Here is a 14,811-nt window from a genome sequence, read left to right as displayed (position 1 = left end):
CACAACGACACTATACCGTATTTGCTGCCGTTTTGCACGGCTTAAATGGGAAGAAACGACAGTCCTACCACGTTTTGCTCATGTTTCCTATGTGAAATCAGTAAGAATACGTAGTTTTCTTCCGTTTAATGGAGCATGGCCACGATGTCGGCGGGCAGCGGCGGCGCCTGTCGCGTTTCCCTGGCCAGGTTGATTTGCCGGGCCGCTTGCGCCACGTCGACCAGGCTGCGTTCCAGCTGGTAAGTCCCCTTGGCCTGCAGCCAAGCCAGCACGTCGGCCAGGTGCCAGATGGTGGCGCTGCCTTCATGCACGGGCGCGGGGAAGCTGTGGCGGTGTTTGTTCATCAGCTTGTGCAGGTTTTGGCGAGACAAGCCCAGCACTTGCGCCACGTCCGTCAGTCCCACGAAGTCGGGGGCGGCCTCGGCCAGCACGGCCCCGGGCACGATGGCTTTCACATCGGCCATGGCGCTCAGCAGTGCTTCGCTGGCATTGCTGGCCTCGCGCGTGAATTCCAGCGCCAGGCGGCCCGCTTGCCCGATGCCGGCCAGGGCATCGTCGCAGCCGCCGCCGCCCAGGCGCTCGGCCAGCGCATCGAGGTCGGTTTCGTTGTCGGGCAGGCGGTATTTGAGAGTAAAGATGTAATCCATGATGGCTACCCCCTGGATTTGCGTTGCATGCAGTCGTGCATCAGCTTATTGAAAGTGCAATTATCGACCACCCGGCGGATCGCCCGCGCATGGTTGTCGGGATTTTTCGGCGTGCTCCAGATGCAGGCGATGCAGAATTCGCCGCAACGGCAGCTGGCATCGTTGTACGGGCAGTAGATCTTGCCCCAGGCATGGCTGCCACCCACTTCCACGCGCCAGCCCTGGTTTTCCGCGTGGCGCAGCGCCGCTTCGATGTCCTTCTTCGGGTGCGGGGAGCGCGCCATGCGATGGCCTCCAATGTAGGTCGATATTCTGCGGTTGTCAAGTGACAACCGCAGAATATCGGCCGCCACCGCATTACTCTACTTCGGGATTGACGGCCATCACTTGCGAAAAACCGCCATCGACGTAGGTAATCTCGCCCGTGATGCCGGAAGCCAGGTCGGACAGCAGGAAGGCGGCCGTGTTGCCCACTTCTTCGATGGTGACGTTGCGCCGCAGCGGGGCGTGTTCGGCCACAAAGCCCAGCAGCTTGCTGAAATCCTTGATGCCGGAAGCGGCCAGGGTCTTGATGGGGCCGGCCGAGATGCCGTTGGCGCGGATGCCGCGCGGGCCCAGCGATTCGGCCAGGTAGCGCACGGACGCTTCCAGCGACGCCTTGGCCAGGCCCATGGTGTTGTAGTAGGGCACGGCGCGCACGGCGCCCAGGTAAGTCAGGGTCAATACGCAGGCGCCCGGATGCAGCAGGGGCAGGGCGGCCTTGGCCATGGCGGGAAAGCTGTAGGCGGAAATGTCGTGCGCGATGCGGAAGCTGTCGCGCGACAGGCCGTCGAGGAAGTCGCCGGCGATCGCTTCGCGCGGCGCGAAACCGATGGCGTGCACCAGGCCATCGAGGTGTTCCCAGTGCTGCGCCAGGTCGCTGAAGACGGCGCTGATCTGTTCATCGCTGGACACGTCGCAGTCGAAGACCAGTTCGCTGCCGAATTCCGCCGCAAATTCCGTGATGCGCTCCTTGAAGCGTTCGCCCACGTAGGTGAAGGCGAGGGTGGCGCCTTCGCGGTGGCAAGCCTTGGCGATGCCGTAGGCGATGGAACGGTTCGACAGCAAGCCCGTGATGAGAATTTTTTTGCCTTGCAAGAAAGCCATGACGACTCCTGTCTGGGTAGGTGGGCGGGTAAGGCGGATGTGCAACCGGCCGCGACAGCAAGGCTGTGGCGGCCGGTGAGGTAGGTCAATACAGCTCAGGCGATCAGTGGCGGGCCTTGGCGCGACTGTTGCCGCCGCCGCGCTGGATGCGCGGTTTCACCAGGGAAATTGGCGCGGCTTGCACCTTGCCTCCCTTGGCGGCGCGGCGCAGTGCCTTGGCGGCCCGTTCCGGACGGTCCGCTTCCAGCAGCATGGTGGCGCTGTCGGCGATTTCCTGGGTGATGTCCTTGTTCATCGTGGCCGAGGTTTTTGGCACGAGGATGGTGGAGCCGGCGCGCAGGCTGGTGCGCTGCGGAATATTGTTGGCCTGGCGCAGCACGTCGGCCGTGGTGCCGAATTTCGACGCCAGGGTTTCGATGCGTTCGCGCGCATTGGTGATCTTGTGCGTCGTCCAGCTCGACAAGGCATGGCCCCATTGCGCCAGGTTGGTGGTGAACTTGGCGGCGTTTTCCTGTGGCAACAGAATCTTGGTCTTTTCGCCGCCGATGATGACGGGGCGGTTAAATTGCGGATTCAAGGCCTTGAATTCATCCATCGACAGTTCGGCCAGCTGGGCGGCGACGGTGATGTCGATGTCGCTGGTCTTGTCGATGGCCGTGAAGTAGGGCTGGTTGTCGACCACGGGCAGGGTCAGGCCGAACTGGGCCGGATTGGCGATGATGTTTTTCACCGCTTGCAGCTTGGGCACGTAGTTGCGCGTTTCGGCCGGCATCAGGTCGGCCAGGCTTTCGAAGTCGGTTGGCTTGCCCAGCGCCTGGTTTTTCTTGATGGCGCGCTGCACCGAGCCTTCGCCCCAGTTGTAGGCGGCCAGGGCCAGTTGCCAGTCGCCAAACATGTCATACAGGCGCTGCAGGTACGTCAGGGCCGCATCGGTCGAGGCCAGCACGCCGCGGCGCTCGTCCTTGAACATGTTTTGCTTGAGGTTGAAATCGCGCCCCGTGGCGGGCACGAATTGCCACATGCCGGCCGCATTGGCGCTGGAGAACGCTTGCGGGTTGAAGGCGGACTCGATGAACGGCAGCAAGGCCAGTTCCGTCGGCATGCCGCGCTTTTCCAGTTCCTGCACCACGTGGAAGATGTAGCGCGAGGCGCGCGCCGTCGTGCGGGCGATGTAGTCGGGGCGGGTGGCGTACCAGTTGACGTGATTGGCCACCAGCTGGTTATTGATGTCGGGAATCGCATAGCCGCTGCGGATGCGGCCCCAGACGTCGGCTTCGCGCAGCGGATCGGAATTGTCGCTGAGGTTTTTCAGCAGGCGGTCGGTCTTTTGCAGGCGGTTGTCGAGGGTGGGGAGTTTCGCCGTGACCTGGGCGGTCATCGGGATCAGGGCAGGTGCGGCGGCGGCGACTGGCGCGTTATCGCTCTCAACACCGGCTTCGTACGCCTGGCTGAGGGCGGGCGCAAGCGCCAGTGCCAACGCCGCCAGGACGGTAGATTTAAAGGAGTTTTCGTGCATAGTGTTCCATTGTTGTCGTCGGAGAAACATCGGACAGACCCATGATCAAGCAGCGAGTGTACGTATATCCACATGCAGGAGTCAAGAATTATGTCAGCATGATGACAGGAAATAAGCGGCAATAAGTGGGATACGGCTGAGTTTCCATTCGCAAATGCTGTCATTATTGCAAATTTAATTTGCCCAATGCGTGATTCGGCCGCTGTTATAGCATACATGGCGAAGAGGCTGGCGCAAGCTTGGACAGCGCCGGGCATGAGGCTGCGCAAAAGTGCGTACAATTTGGCTTTGGCCGGCCATTCGGCTGCCGGCCGCCATATTGATAGAGAGTTAAGTATATGAACACCCCGACGCGCCACGACGACGACAACGCCGTCATCATCGCCAATACCGTTGCCTGGCTGGAAAAGGCCGTGATCGGCCTGAACCTGTGCCCGTTCGCCAAGGCCGTGCACGTCAAGAAGCAGATCCGCTACGTGGTGTGCGAATCGAGCAATCCGGAAGATTTGCTGGCGCTGCTGATGGACGAGCTGCAAATCCTGGCCGACACGGATCCCGAGCAGATCGACACGACCTTGCTGATCCATCCATATACCCTGAACGATTTCCTCGACTACAACGAGTTCCTCGATGTGGCCGACGCGGCCGTGGAAGACATGCACCTGGCGGGCGAACTGCAAGTGGCCAGTTTCCACCCTGACTATCAGTTTGCCGAGACGTTCGAGGACGACATCAGCAACTACACCAACCGTTCGCCGTACCCGACCCTGCATTTGCTGCGCGAAGACAGCATCGAGCGCGCCGTCGAGGCATTCCCGGAAGCATCGGAAATTTTCGACAAGAATATTGCCACACTGGAAGCGCTGGGCACTGAAGGCTGGGAAAAGCTCGGCTTGCCGAAGGTATCCTGATGGCTGACAAGGAATTGCCGCCGCGTCCCGATACGCCCTGCGTGGCCGTGTGCTCGACAACCTTCGATGAAATCTGCCGCGGCTGCGGCCGTAGCGTGGTGGAAGTGGCCCACTGGGTGTCGATGACGGATGAAGAGAAGGAAGTGGTGTGGGTGCGCATCCTGGCGCAAGGGTATCCGCGCCGGAATACTTGACGTGTTTGTGTTGCCGAACCCAACGGCAAATGCTGGGGTCAGACCCGACGGGTCTGACTCCATATTTTCAGCGCTAACGATTAATAACTACCAATAAAATCCTTCTTGCCCACTTCGATACCGTTATGGCGCAGGATGTCGTACGCCGTCGTCGCGTGGAAGAAGAAGTGCGGCAGCGCGTAGTGGAACAGATAGGTCTGGCCCGTGAAGTGCTTGGTCTTTTCGCCGCTGCCGGTGGTGATGGCGCGCGTTTCGCTGCCGTCGATGTCCGCTTGCGGCAGGCTTTCCAGGAAGGCGATGGTTTTCACGATACGCGCCTTCAGCTCTGCAAAGCTCTGTTCGCTGTCTTCATACGGCGGCACGGCCACGCCGGCCAGGCGCGCGCCGCAGCCCTTGGCGAAGTCGGTGGCGATCTGGATCTGGCGCACGAACGGCAGCATGTCCGGGAACAAGCGGAATTGCAGCAGGGCGTTCGGGTCGATTTTCTTGTCTTGCGCGTGCGTTTCCGCCTTGTCCAGGATGGCGGCCAGGCTGCCCAGGATCTGTTTGAAGACGGGGATCGAAGCGGAGTAGATGGAGAAGGTCATGATGGTTCCTCTAGGTAAAGTGGCGCGATGATAGCAAGCTGCGCGCTTTTCTGCTGGCGCCGGCCTGGCGCGCCGGCATGCGTGTGGTTTTTCAACCCTGTTTATATGACATCAGGTAGCCGCCGGCGCGTGTTTGTTGGTGACTTTTCCCGCTTTTTGCATGCATAATTGCTCCTGATAAAGATTCGTCCCGCCTCGCCACCCGATTCCCCTGTAAAGTCAATGATCGCCCGCCTGATCCCTGTTGCCCTGTCGCCGCATGTTTAATTCACCTTCTCAGCGCCTGCGCGCCAGCCTGCGCGTGCTGTATGGCTCGTCGATCTATGGCGCCTTGCTGCTGGTGGTCTTTGGCGGGCTGGTCGTGCCCGCCATCTTCGGCAGCTACGTGCTGGTCGGCGTGCATGAGCGCCAGTCGGCGCGCACCAGCCTGAACGAGGCCTTGCAGCGCAATGCCGACATCCTGGCGCTGGGCATGCAGGAGTCGCTTTGGAACATGAATGCGGAATCGGCCCACTCGCTGGTCGAGTCGGTGATGCGCGACCGCTCCGTGCTGCTGGTGAAGGTGCTGGGGCAGGGCGACACGGAATTCATCCGCCTGCGGGCGCCGCAACGGCCCGTGGGCAATCTGTACCGCGCCGAGCGCGACATTCTCGTGCGCGGCGAACGCATCGGCCACGTCGTCGTCGAAATGGACGATGCCCGCAGCCAGCAGGAGCTGCGCGAAAAGCAGATCTCCTATATTTTCGTGCTGGGCGCACAGCTGGCCGTGTCGATGGCGCTGATCGTGCTGTTCCTGAACCGCCGCCTGTTGAAACCCCTGCGCCGCCTGACGCGCTTTTCCGACCGCCTGTCGCACGGCGATTTCGACACGCCCCTGGCTTCGCACAGCAATGACGAGCTGGGTCGCCTGACGGCCCAGCTCGAGCAAATGCGCGCGGCCATCGGCCAGCTGTTCGAGGACGTGGGCCAGCGCGAAGAGCGCTTCCGCACCATCGTCACGCAGGTGCCGGGCGCCGTCTTCCGCTACCGGCCCGACGGCCCCATCGACTTCGTCAGCGACGCCATCGAGGAAATTTCCGGCTATTCGGCGCGCCAGTTCATGCGCGGCACCACGCATGCCTGGGCCGACCTGATCTGCCCGGAAGACCGCCGCGAGCACCGCCGCGCCGTGCGCCAGGCGGTGGCCGAGGTGCGGCCGTATGCGCTGGAATACCGCATCATCGACGCTTTCGGCATCGAACGCTGGGTAGCCGAGAATGGCCAGCCGCAGGCGGGCGAGCAGGGCGTCATCTGGGTCGACGGCATCATTGCCGACATCAGCCAGCGCAAGCACCACGAGATGCGCATCGAAGCGCTGCTGACGGAGCAGAGCGCGATTCTCGACAACGTGATGTTCGGCGTGATGTTCGTGCGCCACCGCCGCATCATTTCCGTCAATCGCCGCTGCGAGGAGCTGTTCGGCTACGACCATGCTGAGATGACGGGCCGTTCGACGTCCATCGTGTTTGCGAGCGCGTATGACTTCGAGGATGCGGGCGAGCGCCAGTATCCGGCGCTGGCCCAGGGCGGCGATTTCAGCGAGGAGCGCCAGTACAAGCGGCGCGACGGCAGCCTGTTCTGGGCGCTGGTCAGCGGCTGCGCGCTCGATCCGCTGCGCCCCAATGAAGGCAGCATCTGGGTGTATGCCGACATTACGGCGCGCAAGGAAGCCGAGGAAAAGCTGCGCCTGTCGGCCACTGTGCTTGAACATATTGCCGACGGCGTGATGGTGGTCGATGCCAGCGGCATCATCGTCACCGTCAATCCCGCCTTCACGCAGATCACTGGCTATGCCGAGGCCGAAGCGGTGGGCCAGCACTCGTCGCTGACCCGCTCGGCGCGCCACGACGCGGCGTTTTACCAGGCCATGTGGGACGAATTGAAGGCCAGCGGTTTCTGGCGCGGCGAAATCTGGCACCAGCGCAAGAACGGCGAACTGTACCTGGAGTGGCTGACCATCAGCGCCGTGCGCGACACGCACGCCACCACCACGCATTACGTGGGCGTGTTCAGCGACATCACCCTGATCAAGGAGTCGCAGGAAAAGCTCGACCACATGGCCCACCACGACCCGCTGACGGCGCTGCCGAACCGCCTGCTGTTCCACGACCGCCTGCAGCACGCCTTGCTGCGCGCCGCGCGCGACCAGGAGCAGCTGGCCGTGCTGTTCATCGACCTGGACCGCTTCAAGAACGTCAATGACACCCTGGGCCACCATGTGGGCGACGAATTGCTGCAAAAGGTGGCCGGCCAGCTGGCGGCCCGCCTGCGCGAAGGCGACACCCTGGCGCGTCTGGGTGGCGATGAATTCATCGTCCTGCTCGAACGCGTCGACGGCGAGTACGGTGCGACGCAGGTGGCGGAAAAGCTGATGACCATGTTCGACCAGCCCTTCACGGTGGCCGACCACGAACTGTTCGTCACCTGCAGCGTGGGCATCAGCCTGTATCCGGACGATGCGCTGGACTTGAATATGTTGATCCGCAATGCCGACGTGGCCATGTACCAGGCCAAGGCGCGCGGGCGCAACGGCTACCGCTTCTATGCGCCGTCGATGACGGGCGAAGGCGTCGAGCGCCTGCGCCTGGAAACCTTTTTGCGCCGCTCGATCGAGAAAAACGAGATGTTCCTGAATTACCAGCCGCAGGTGGAAATCGACACGGGCCGCCTGGTCGGCGTCGAGGCGCTGGTGCGCTGGAACCATCCGGAACTGGGCCTGGTGCCGCCGGCCCGCTTCATTCCGCTGGCCGAGGACAGCGGTTTTATCAATCAGTTGGGCAAATGGGTGCTCGACGAGGCGTGCCGCCAGATGATGCGCTGGCAGGCGCAGGGCTTGCACGTGCCGAAGATGGCCGTGAATCTGTCGGTAAAACAGTTCGAGCGGGGCAGCATCGCCGGCATGGTGGCCGACATCCTGACGGAAACGGGCCTGGAGCCGCAGCGCCTGCAGCTGGAAGTGACGGAATCGGTGATCATGAACACGGGCGACGCGCTGGGCTTCATCAACGATTTGCACGCCATCGGCGTGGGCCTGGCCATCGACGATTTCGGCACCGGCTATTCCTCGCTCGCGTATCTGAAACAGCTGCCCGTGCAGACGCTGAAGATCGACCGCTCCTTCATCAAGGATATCTCGACGGACGTCAACGACGAGGCGATCGCGATCGCCATCATCCAGCTGGGCAAGAGCATGCAATTGTCGGTGATTGCCGAAGGCGTGGAGACGGAAGAGCAGGCCGCCTTCCTGCTGCGCCATGGCTGCAAGCTGGCGCAAGGTTATTTTTATAGCCGTCCGGTGCTGGCACAGGATATGCTGGAGCGCTGGACCGATCCGCTGGATCAACCACTAATCAATTAAAGGGTATCCCATGGCCGGAGAAAAAAACACGTCGCGCCGCCGTTTCCTGCTCGGCGGCCTGGGTCTCGGCGTGGCCGGCGTGGGCGCCCTGGTGCTGGGCTGGGGCGTGTTGCCGCCGCGCCAGCGCCTGCATGGCAGCGCGCCGCTGCCGCTGCAGGATGGCGCCGTGGCCCTGAACGGCTGGCTGGCCATAGGTACGGACGGCACGGTGACCCTGGCCATGCCGCGCAGCGAGATGGGGCAGGGCGTGCACACGGCCTTGCCGATGCTGGTGGCCGAGGAACTCGACGTGCCTTTGAGCAGCGTCAAGCTGATCCAGGCGCCCATGGATAAAATCTTCGGTAATGTCGCCATGCTCAAGGATAGCCTGCCGTTCCACCCGGACGACCAGGGCCGCCTGAAGGCGCTGGCGCAGTGGACGGTGGCCAAGGCGGCGCGCGAACTGGGCGTGGTCGTCACGGGCGGCTCGTCGAGCGTGAAGGATGGCTGGGGCCCCATGCGCGAAGCGGGTGCGTCGGCGCGCGCCATGCTGGTAGGCGCCGCCGCCGCGCTGTGGCAAGTGCCGCCCGCGCAATGCCGCACGGAAGATGGCGCAGTGCTCCACCCGGACGGACGGCGCGCCAGCTACGCCAGCCTGGCGCAGCGCGCCGCCGGCATAGCCCCGGGCACGCCCGTGCTCAAATCCCCCAAGGATTTCAAGTTGATCGGCCAGCCGGCGCCGCGCCGCGACACGCCGTCGAAAGTCAATGGCAGTGCGCGTTTCGGCATTGATGCGCGTCCGCCCGGCATGCTGTATGCGGCCCTGCATCTGCCGCCGCGCCTGGGCGACACCCTGGCCGCGTTCGACGCGGCGCCCGTGCTCGCCATGCCGGGCGTGAAAAAGGTGCTGGACCTGACGCCGCAGCTGCCCCAGCGCGGCACATCGGTCACCTCGTGCGCCGCCGTGGTGGCCGACACCTGGTGGCGCGCGAAACAGGCGGCCGCCGCCTTGCCGACGCAGTGGAAGGCCGGTCCGCAAGCGAACCTGTCCAGCGCCGGCGTGTATGCGGAGTTTGCCCGCCTGCTCGACAGTGAGGCGGGCCATGCGTACCACGCCAGCGGCGAGGTGGAAAGCAATGCCGTGCAGGGTTTGCGCAGCGTCAAGGCCGAGTACCGCGCGCCGTTCCTCGCGCACGCCGCCATGGAACCCGTCAACTGCACCGCGCAAGTCAAGGATGGCAAGGTGATGCTGTGGGTGTCGACGCAGGCGCCCGGCATCGCCGTCGACGTGGCGGCGAAGGTGGCCGGCGTCGATGCGAAGGATGTGACGATCGAAGTGCTGCTGCTCGGCGGCGGTTTCGGCCGCCGCCTGGAAGTGGATATGGTGGCCCAGGCCGTCGCCATCGCGCTGCAGTGCGGCGGTGCGCCCGTGCAACTGGTGTGGACGCGCGAACAGGACACCAGGCACGATATGTACCGTCCCGCCGCGCTGGCCCGCTTTGCGGCCCGCCTCGACGAGCACGGCCGCATCGCTTCCTGGGACAATAAATCCGTCAGCGGTTCCATCACGCATCAGTTCTTGCAGCGCAATTTCGGCTTGCCCGGTGCGGGGCCGGACAAGACGACGGCCGAAGGCGAATTCGACATGCCGTATGAAATCGCCAACCAGCGCATCGCCCACGTGATCGCCGACAGTGCCGTGCCGGTAGGCTATTGGCGCTCCGTGGGGCATTCGCACAATGCATTCTTCAAGGAAAGCTTTATCGACGAACTGGCGCACGCGGCGGGTCAGGGCGGCGTCGCCTTCCGCCGCGCCATGCTGGTGAAGCATCCGCGCCACCTGGCCGTGCTCGATGCGGCCGTTGCCAGGGCGGGCAGTCCTCCGCCCGGCCATGCGCACGGCGTGGCCTTGCACCAGTCGTTCGGCAGCATCGTCGCGCAAGTGGCGCAAGTGTCCGTGGAAAATGGAGAAATTCGCGTGCAGCGCGTGGTGTGCGCCATCGATTGCGGCATCGCCGTCAATCCGAACATCATCGCCCAGCAGATGGAGTCGGCCGTGCTGTTCGGCTTGTCCGCGGCGCTGGGCGGCGAAATCACGTTCCAGGAAGGCAAAGTGGAGCAAAGCAACTTCCACGACTATCCCGTGCTGCGCATGGGGCAAACGCCCGAGGTGGAAACCGTGATCATCGCCAGCGCCGAGCACCCCGAAGGCGTGGGCGAGCCGGGCACGCCGCCGATCGCGCCGGCCGTGGCCAATGCCGTGTTCAGCTTGACGGGAAAACGGCTGCGCAGCCTGCCGCTGCGCCTGGGCTGATCTTACTGATCGAGTGTCGCGGCCAGCATGTGGCGCAAGTTGCAGTCGCGCTGCCAGTCGCGCCGCTCCTGCGTGCTGTTGGCCAGCGCCGCCAGTTCCTGCGCGCTGAGCGCCTGCTGCGCCTGCACCATGCGGTGCGCCAGGCCGCCGTCGGGCAGCACGGTGCCGAAGAAGGCCACGTTGTCGTCGTGCTGGATCAGCAGGGTGGGGAAGTTGTCGATGTCGAGGTCGCCCACCACGTCGGCCTGGTCTTCGATATCGACCCAGACGAAGACGGTGTCCGGGTGGCGCGCGGCCAGTTCCTCGAACGTGGCGCGGTAGCTGCCGCAAGTGCCGCACCACAGCGCGCACAGGCAGGCCACCGTCCAGCGCGGGCCGGCCAGGGCTGCCGCGACGTCGGCGCGGTTATCGGTCGTGAGGGTCAGGCTGTGCATGGTCGTATCTATTCAGTAGGGCGATGGGCGCCGGGCGCCCGATGCGCGTATTCTACCGCGCCCGGCGACGCCAGTCGCGGGAATGCATGAGCTTGTTTATCCGTGTTTTTTGATGCAACGCACCTTTCTGGTGGATAATGCTGGTAATTGCGCGCTGATTACGCTGGTCCATGCTGTTTCCTGGCCCCGCAGCCTGACCCCTCCAGTCTGTTTTCATGCCCTGCCCGGTGTCAGCGCTCCCGCCTTTATTTATTTTTATTATGGAATTAGCCAGCTTATGTTGAGTTACCGCCACGCCTTTCACGCGGGTAATCACGCCGATGTGTTGAAACATTATGTGCAGATTCAGTTGTTGCAATATCTGAATCAAAAAGATACCGCCTATAGTTATATCGATACCCATTCCGGCGCGGGCGTGTATGCGCTCGACGGCGGCTATGCGTCGAAAAATGCCGAGTACGAAACGGGCATCGCGCCCCTGTGGGACCGCACGGACTTGCCGGCCTCGCTGGCCGAGTACATGAAGCTGATCAAGGAAATGAATCCGAGCGGCAAGATGCGCTACTACCCGGGTTCGCCGTACTGCGCCGACAAGGTCAGCCGCGAGCAAGACCGTCTGCGCCTGTTCGAGCTGCATCCCGCCGATGCAAAGATTCTGGCCGACAACTTCCGCAAGGTCGAGGCCCATGCGCTGGCCCAGGGCGAGCGTCCGACCGTGCGCGGCAAGCGCGTCATCATCACCAAGGCGGATGGCTTCCAGAGCCTGAAAGCCCTGCTGCCGCCGCCATCGCGTCGCGCGCTGGTGCTGATCGACCCGCCGTATGAAGACAAGATGGATTACCGCAAGGTCAAGGACACCTTGGCCGACGCGCTCGTGCGCTTCCCGTCGGGCATGTATGCCGTCTGGTACCCCGTACTGCAGCGCATGGAATCGCGCCAGTTCGCTGACAAACTGAAGCAACTGCCCAGCTCGGACTGGCTGCACGTGACCCTGACGGTGAACACCCCGTCGCCGGACGGCTTCGGCTTGCACAGCAGCGGCATGTTCATCCTGAATCCGCCGTACACCCTGGAGCCGATGTTGCGCGAAGTCATGCCGTACCTGGTCAAGGTGCTGGGTCGCGACGACGGCGCCAAGTTCGTGCTGGAAACAGGTAAAGGTGGACAGAAGAATACGGGCACTAGAAGAGTGTAATCACACTTGTCTTGGTAGTGCTGTAATAAAAAAACGCCACGGATAATGTGTCCGTGGCGTTTGTCGTTTACTGTCCCAGCAGCAAGAACACGGTCGGTTTCTTGTGGAAGTCAGGAGCCTTGCCTGCAGCCAATTGTTTCTTCCACTGTCCGCCATTCCACGTTTGCACGCTTTCCGTGTCCAGGCTCAGGTCGGTGGCGACGCAGATCAGGGTCGATGGCGCACATTGCGCCACGAGGGCGTCGAGCATGGCGGCGTTGCGGTATGGCGTTTCGATGAACAGCTGGGTCTGCTTTTCATTGCGCGAACGCCCTTCCAGTTCCTTCAGGCGCTTGGCGCGCAGGGCCGCGTCCGTGGGCAGGTAGCCGTTGAAGGCGAAGCTCTGGCCGTTCAAGCCGCTGGCCATCACGGCCAGCAGGATCGACGACGGGCCCACCAGCGGACGCACCTTGATACCGTGCTGATGCGCCAGGCGCACCAGGTCGGCGCCAGGGTCGGCCACGGCGGGCACGCCCGCTTCCGACACGAGGCCCGCGTCGCGCCCCGCCAGCAGGGGAGCCAGCAAGCCGGCCAGCGCTTGCGCCGGGGTATTCACGTTCAGTTCGGAAATCGTGATTTCCTGCAGTGGCTTGGCCAGCGGATGCTGGTTGCCGATCAATTTCAGGAAGGCGCGCGCCGTCTTGGCATTTTCCGCAACGAAATAATCGAGCTGGGACGTGATGTGCCGTACTTGCTCTGGAATGATGTGGGCCAGCGGGTCGGCCGGGCTGTCGGACAGGCCGAGGTGGTTGGGAATCAGGTACAGGGTGCCGGTCATATTCTTATTGTCGGTAAATTAAAGGGTGAAAAACGTGACGCCTGCCTTGCGCAGCATGCCGGTGAGGGCGATCAGCGGCAAGCCGGTGAGGGCGGTCGGGTCGGTGCTGTCGATACGCTCGAGCAGGGCGATGCCCAGGCCTTCGTTCTTGGCGCTGCCGGCGCAATCATAGGGCTGCTCGATGCGCAGGTAGGCGTCCAGCTCCGCATCGGGCAAGTTGCGCACGGTGACGAGGGTCTGGACATCTTCCACCTGCGCCACAGGCACCGCCTGGCGCCCGTCCAGCAGGCATAGTGCCGTGTGGAACACGGTCTGGCGTCCGCGCATGGTTTGCAGTTGCAGCAGGGCATTCGCATGGTTGCCGGGCTTGCCGATCTGCGCGCCATCAAGGGTGGCGACCTGGTCGGAGCCGATGACGAGGCTGCCAGGATGGCGGTCGAGCACGGCCTGTGCCTTGGCCTGGGCCAGGCGCAGGGCCGTGGCGCTGGGGCTTTCGCCTGGCAGGGGGCTTTCGTCGAGATCGGGCACGGCGACTTCGAAAGGCAGGCGCAGGCGTTCCAGCAATTCCTTGCGGTAGGTCGAACTCGATGCAAGAATCAAGCGCAATGGGGCGGAAGTTGGTATCATTCGGTAGTGGATGGCGGCCGGCATGGCCGCGCTGGTCGATGTCAGTGGAATTTCACGCAAATTCCAGGGCGCAGAGCCCCTGACTGAGGCTCCATGCGGCATGACGGTGTTAATGAAGTTGTCATGTTTATGGCAATGATTGCGTCAAAAAAGATGCTTAGCCTTTGACTCCGTGCTAAAAACCCTGTTATTATCGCAGGTTTTCCGGGGAAATTTTCTACCAATGAATGCTTTTGTGATCGACGCCTTTGATTTTTGTCGTATCAGCGGGAGCCGCGAGGGTGTAACTCCTGTCGCTGAAATGACCCGGTTGACCAAGGATTGTGCAGATAATTCCGGCGAAATCGCCTGGAAGATCGTCGGCGGCACCAGCAAGCTGGGCTACCCGCAACTGACCTTGTCGGTCAACGGCACCGTTCAGCTGGTTTGCCAGCGCTGCCTGACTCCGTATGCTTACGCAATTGATTCGACGACCACTCTGATGCTGGGCAAGGATGACGAGCACGCGGACGAGATCGAAGAAATCATCAATGATGAAACGATCGACGTGATCGTCGGCAGCCGCAGCATGGATGCCGCGGCCCTGATCGAAGATGAAGCCTTGCTGGCCCTGCCGCAGGTACCCAAACATGACGTCTGCCCCGATACGGCGCAGCTCGATGCTCTCAAGACTGAAAAGAAGTCGCCGTTCGCGGCACTGAAAGACTTGAAGCCAGAATAAGTTAAGAGAATAGAGAATAAGTAGTAGTGGTAGTTTATAGGGGGCCTCAGAAACCGTAGCGAGCGGTCCAATATCGTCTTGAGTAGCGCAAGCGTACGGAAGTACTGAGCGCCGCCAAGGCGATAGCGGGAAGCGCAGCAGGTTTTTTATGCTTCCAGTAAAGAACGTGTCAAACGCGTGTAGTAATCGAGTATGGCAAGTGTAGTGAAATGTAATTGTAATAAACGATGTCGGTCCGGGCTATTTTCGGGTAGTCTTTGCCGCTGGGATACTCGATTCGCATGTATTTGCTAATCGATTGTGCTAAAATTTTAGAACTTATGTAT

15 protein-coding genes are annotated in these 14,811 nt (G+C 62.4%); 6 read left to right on the top strand and 9 right to left on the bottom strand.

Annotated features, from left to right (window positions below; genetic code table 11):
- Nucleotides 1–125: 125 nt before the first annotated feature.
- From O3298_RS00560 to O3298_RS00545, 4 genes are all read right to left on the bottom strand, one after another.
- Nucleotides 126–647: an AlpA family transcriptional regulator gene (locus O3298_RS00560; RefSeq protein WP_289910732.1), complete on the bottom strand. Its 522-nt coding sequence runs from the start codon at nt 645–647 to the stop codon at nt 126–128.
- A gap of 5 nt (nt 648–652) precedes the next feature.
- Nucleotides 653–931: a hypothetical protein gene (locus tag O3298_RS00555; protein WP_289910731.1), complete on the bottom strand. Its 279-nt coding sequence runs from the start codon at nt 929–931 to the stop codon at nt 653–655.
- A gap of 73 nt (nt 932–1,004) precedes the next feature.
- On the bottom strand, nt 1,005–1,793 hold the full coding sequence (gene fabI / locus O3298_RS00550) for an enoyl-ACP reductase FabI (RefSeq protein WP_099667252.1): 789 nt from the start codon (nt 1,791–1,793) through the stop codon (nt 1,005–1,007).
- Nucleotides 1,794–1,896: 103 nt separating this feature from the next.
- A complete protein-coding gene (locus tag O3298_RS00545) occupies nt 1,897–3,309 on the bottom strand; it encodes a transglycosylase SLT domain-containing protein (RefSeq protein WP_034779271.1) in 1,413 nt (470 codons plus the stop codon).
- A 338-nt stretch (nt 3,310–3,647) separates the two neighbouring features.
- Here O3298_RS00545 and O3298_RS00540 point away from each other — a divergent pair, with 338 nt between their 5' ends.
- Together O3298_RS00540 and O3298_RS00535 are read left to right on the top strand one after the other, a co-directional pair.
- Nucleotides 3,648–4,220 carry a DUF1415 domain-containing protein gene (locus tag O3298_RS00540; RefSeq protein ID WP_289904335.1) on the top strand — a complete coding sequence of 191 codons (573 nt, stop codon included), beginning with the start codon at nt 3,648–3,650 and terminating at the stop codon, nt 4,218–4,220.
- A complete protein-coding gene (locus O3298_RS00535) occupies nt 4,220–4,414 on the top strand; it encodes a DUF1289 domain-containing protein (protein ID WP_034779267.1) in 195 nt (64 codons plus the stop codon). Before O3298_RS00540 ends, O3298_RS00535 begins: the two co-directional genes overlap by 1 nt.
- 80 nt (nt 4,415–4,494) lie before the next feature.
- On the opposite strand, the gene O3298_RS00530 is transcribed toward O3298_RS00535, so the two are convergent.
- Complete coding sequence (locus O3298_RS00530; protein WP_034779265.1) at nt 4,495–5,001, bottom strand: DUF1993 family protein; 507 nt, start codon at nt 4,999–5,001, stop codon at nt 4,495–4,497.
- A 259-nt stretch (nt 5,002–5,260) separates the two neighbouring features.
- Here O3298_RS00530 and O3298_RS00525 point away from each other — a divergent pair, with 259 nt between their 5' ends.
- Both O3298_RS00525 and O3298_RS00520 read left to right on the top strand, forming a co-directional pair.
- A complete protein-coding gene (locus O3298_RS00525) occupies nt 5,261–8,398 on the top strand; it encodes an EAL domain-containing protein (RefSeq protein WP_305056337.1) in 3,138 nt (1,045 codons plus the stop codon).
- A gap of 10 nt (nt 8,399–8,408) precedes the next feature.
- Nucleotides 8,409–10,691, top strand: a complete 2,283-nt coding sequence (locus tag O3298_RS00520) for a xanthine dehydrogenase family protein molybdopterin-binding subunit (RefSeq protein ID WP_305058269.1) — start codon at nt 8,409–8,411, stop codon at nt 10,689–10,691.
- Between the two features lie 2 nt (nt 10,692–10,693).
- On the opposite strand, the gene O3298_RS00515 is transcribed toward O3298_RS00520, so the two are convergent.
- Both O3298_RS00515 and O3298_RS00510 read right to left on the bottom strand, forming a co-directional pair.
- Nucleotides 10,694–11,125, bottom strand: coding sequence for a thioredoxin family protein (locus tag O3298_RS00515; RefSeq protein WP_289904338.1), 432 nt, complete (start codon nt 11,123–11,125; stop codon nt 10,694–10,696).
- A gap of 52 nt (nt 11,126–11,177) precedes the next feature.
- A complete protein-coding gene (locus tag O3298_RS00510; RefSeq protein ID WP_289898426.1) occupies nt 11,178–11,483 on the bottom strand; it encodes a hypothetical protein in 306 nt (101 codons plus the stop codon).
- On the opposite strand from O3298_RS00510, the gene O3298_RS00505 reads away from it, so the two are divergent.
- Nucleotides 11,403–12,320, top strand: coding sequence for a 23S rRNA (adenine(2030)-N(6))-methyltransferase RlmJ (locus tag O3298_RS00505; protein ID WP_070255356.1), 918 nt, complete (start codon nt 11,403–11,405; stop codon nt 12,318–12,320). The genes O3298_RS00510 and O3298_RS00505 overlap by 81 nt on opposite strands.
- 67 nt (nt 12,321–12,387) lie before the next feature.
- Here O3298_RS00505 and O3298_RS00500 read toward each other — a convergent pair whose 3' ends face one another.
- Together O3298_RS00500 and O3298_RS00495 are read right to left on the bottom strand one after the other, a co-directional pair.
- Entirely contained in the window at nt 12,388–13,137 is a 750-nt protein-coding gene (locus tag O3298_RS00500) for an SAM-dependent methyltransferase (RefSeq protein ID WP_289910727.1), read from the bottom strand.
- An 18-nt stretch (nt 13,138–13,155) separates the two neighbouring features.
- Nucleotides 13,156–13,764, bottom strand: a complete 609-nt coding sequence (locus O3298_RS00495) for a Maf-like protein (RefSeq protein WP_305058955.1) — start codon at nt 13,762–13,764, stop codon at nt 13,156–13,158.
- A gap of 223 nt (nt 13,765–13,987) precedes the next feature.
- Between O3298_RS00495 and O3298_RS00490 the strand changes: the two genes are divergently transcribed.
- A complete protein-coding gene (locus tag O3298_RS00490; protein ID WP_099378399.1) occupies nt 13,988–14,485 on the top strand; it encodes a DUF177 domain-containing protein in 498 nt (165 codons plus the stop codon).
- Nucleotides 14,486–14,811: the final 326 nt, after the last annotated feature.

The organism is Janthinobacterium sp. SUN137 (assembly GCF_030587265.1).
Classification (GTDB): Bacteria; Pseudomonadota; Gammaproteobacteria; order Burkholderiales; family Burkholderiaceae_D; genus Janthinobacterium; species Janthinobacterium kumbetense.
Note: the sequence above shows the minus strand (reverse complement) of the source record. Positions and strands in the feature narration are given on the sequence as shown.

Bases quoted from the DNA above. Each gene is read 5' to 3' on its own strand.
- O3298_RS00560 (WP_289910732.1), bottom strand. From the start codon at position 647: ATGGATTACATCTTTACTCTCAAATACCGCCTGCCCGACAACGAAACC.
- O3298_RS00555 (WP_289910731.1), bottom strand. From the start codon at position 931: ATGGCGCGCTCCCCGCACCCGAAGAAGGACATCGAAGCGGCGCTGCGC.
- fabI (WP_099667252.1), bottom strand. From the start codon at position 1,793: ATGGCTTTCTTGCAAGGCAAAAAAATTCTCATCACGGGCTTGCTGTCG.
- O3298_RS00545 (WP_034779271.1), bottom strand. From the start codon at position 3,309: ATGCACGAAAACTCCTTTAAATCTACCGTCCTGGCGGCGTTGGCACTG.
- O3298_RS00540 (WP_289904335.1), top strand. From the start codon at position 3,648: ATGAACACCCCGACGCGCCACGACGACGACAACGCCGTCATCATCGCC.
- O3298_RS00535 (WP_034779267.1), top strand. From the start codon at position 4,220: ATGGCTGACAAGGAATTGCCGCCGCGTCCCGATACGCCCTGCGTGGCC.
- O3298_RS00530 (WP_034779265.1), bottom strand. From the start codon at position 5,001: ATGACCTTCTCCATCTACTCCGCTTCGATCCCCGTCTTCAAACAGATC.
- O3298_RS00525 (WP_305056337.1), top strand. From the start codon at position 5,261: ATGTTTAATTCACCTTCTCAGCGCCTGCGCGCCAGCCTGCGCGTGCTG.
- O3298_RS00520 (WP_305058269.1), top strand. From the start codon at position 8,409: ATGGCCGGAGAAAAAAACACGTCGCGCCGCCGTTTCCTGCTCGGCGGC.
- O3298_RS00515 (WP_289904338.1), bottom strand. From the start codon at position 11,125: ATGCACAGCCTGACCCTCACGACCGATAACCGCGCCGACGTCGCGGCA.
- O3298_RS00505 (WP_070255356.1), top strand. From the start codon at position 11,403: ATGTTGAGTTACCGCCACGCCTTTCACGCGGGTAATCACGCCGATGTG.
- O3298_RS00500 (WP_289910727.1), bottom strand. From the start codon at position 13,137: ATGACCGGCACCCTGTACCTGATTCCCAACCACCTCGGCCTGTCCGAC.
- O3298_RS00495 (WP_305058955.1), bottom strand. From the start codon at position 13,764: ATGATACCAACTTCCGCCCCATTGCGCTTGATTCTTGCATCGAGTTCG.
- O3298_RS00490 (WP_099378399.1), top strand. From the start codon at position 13,988: ATGAATGCTTTTGTGATCGACGCCTTTGATTTTTGTCGTATCAGCGGG.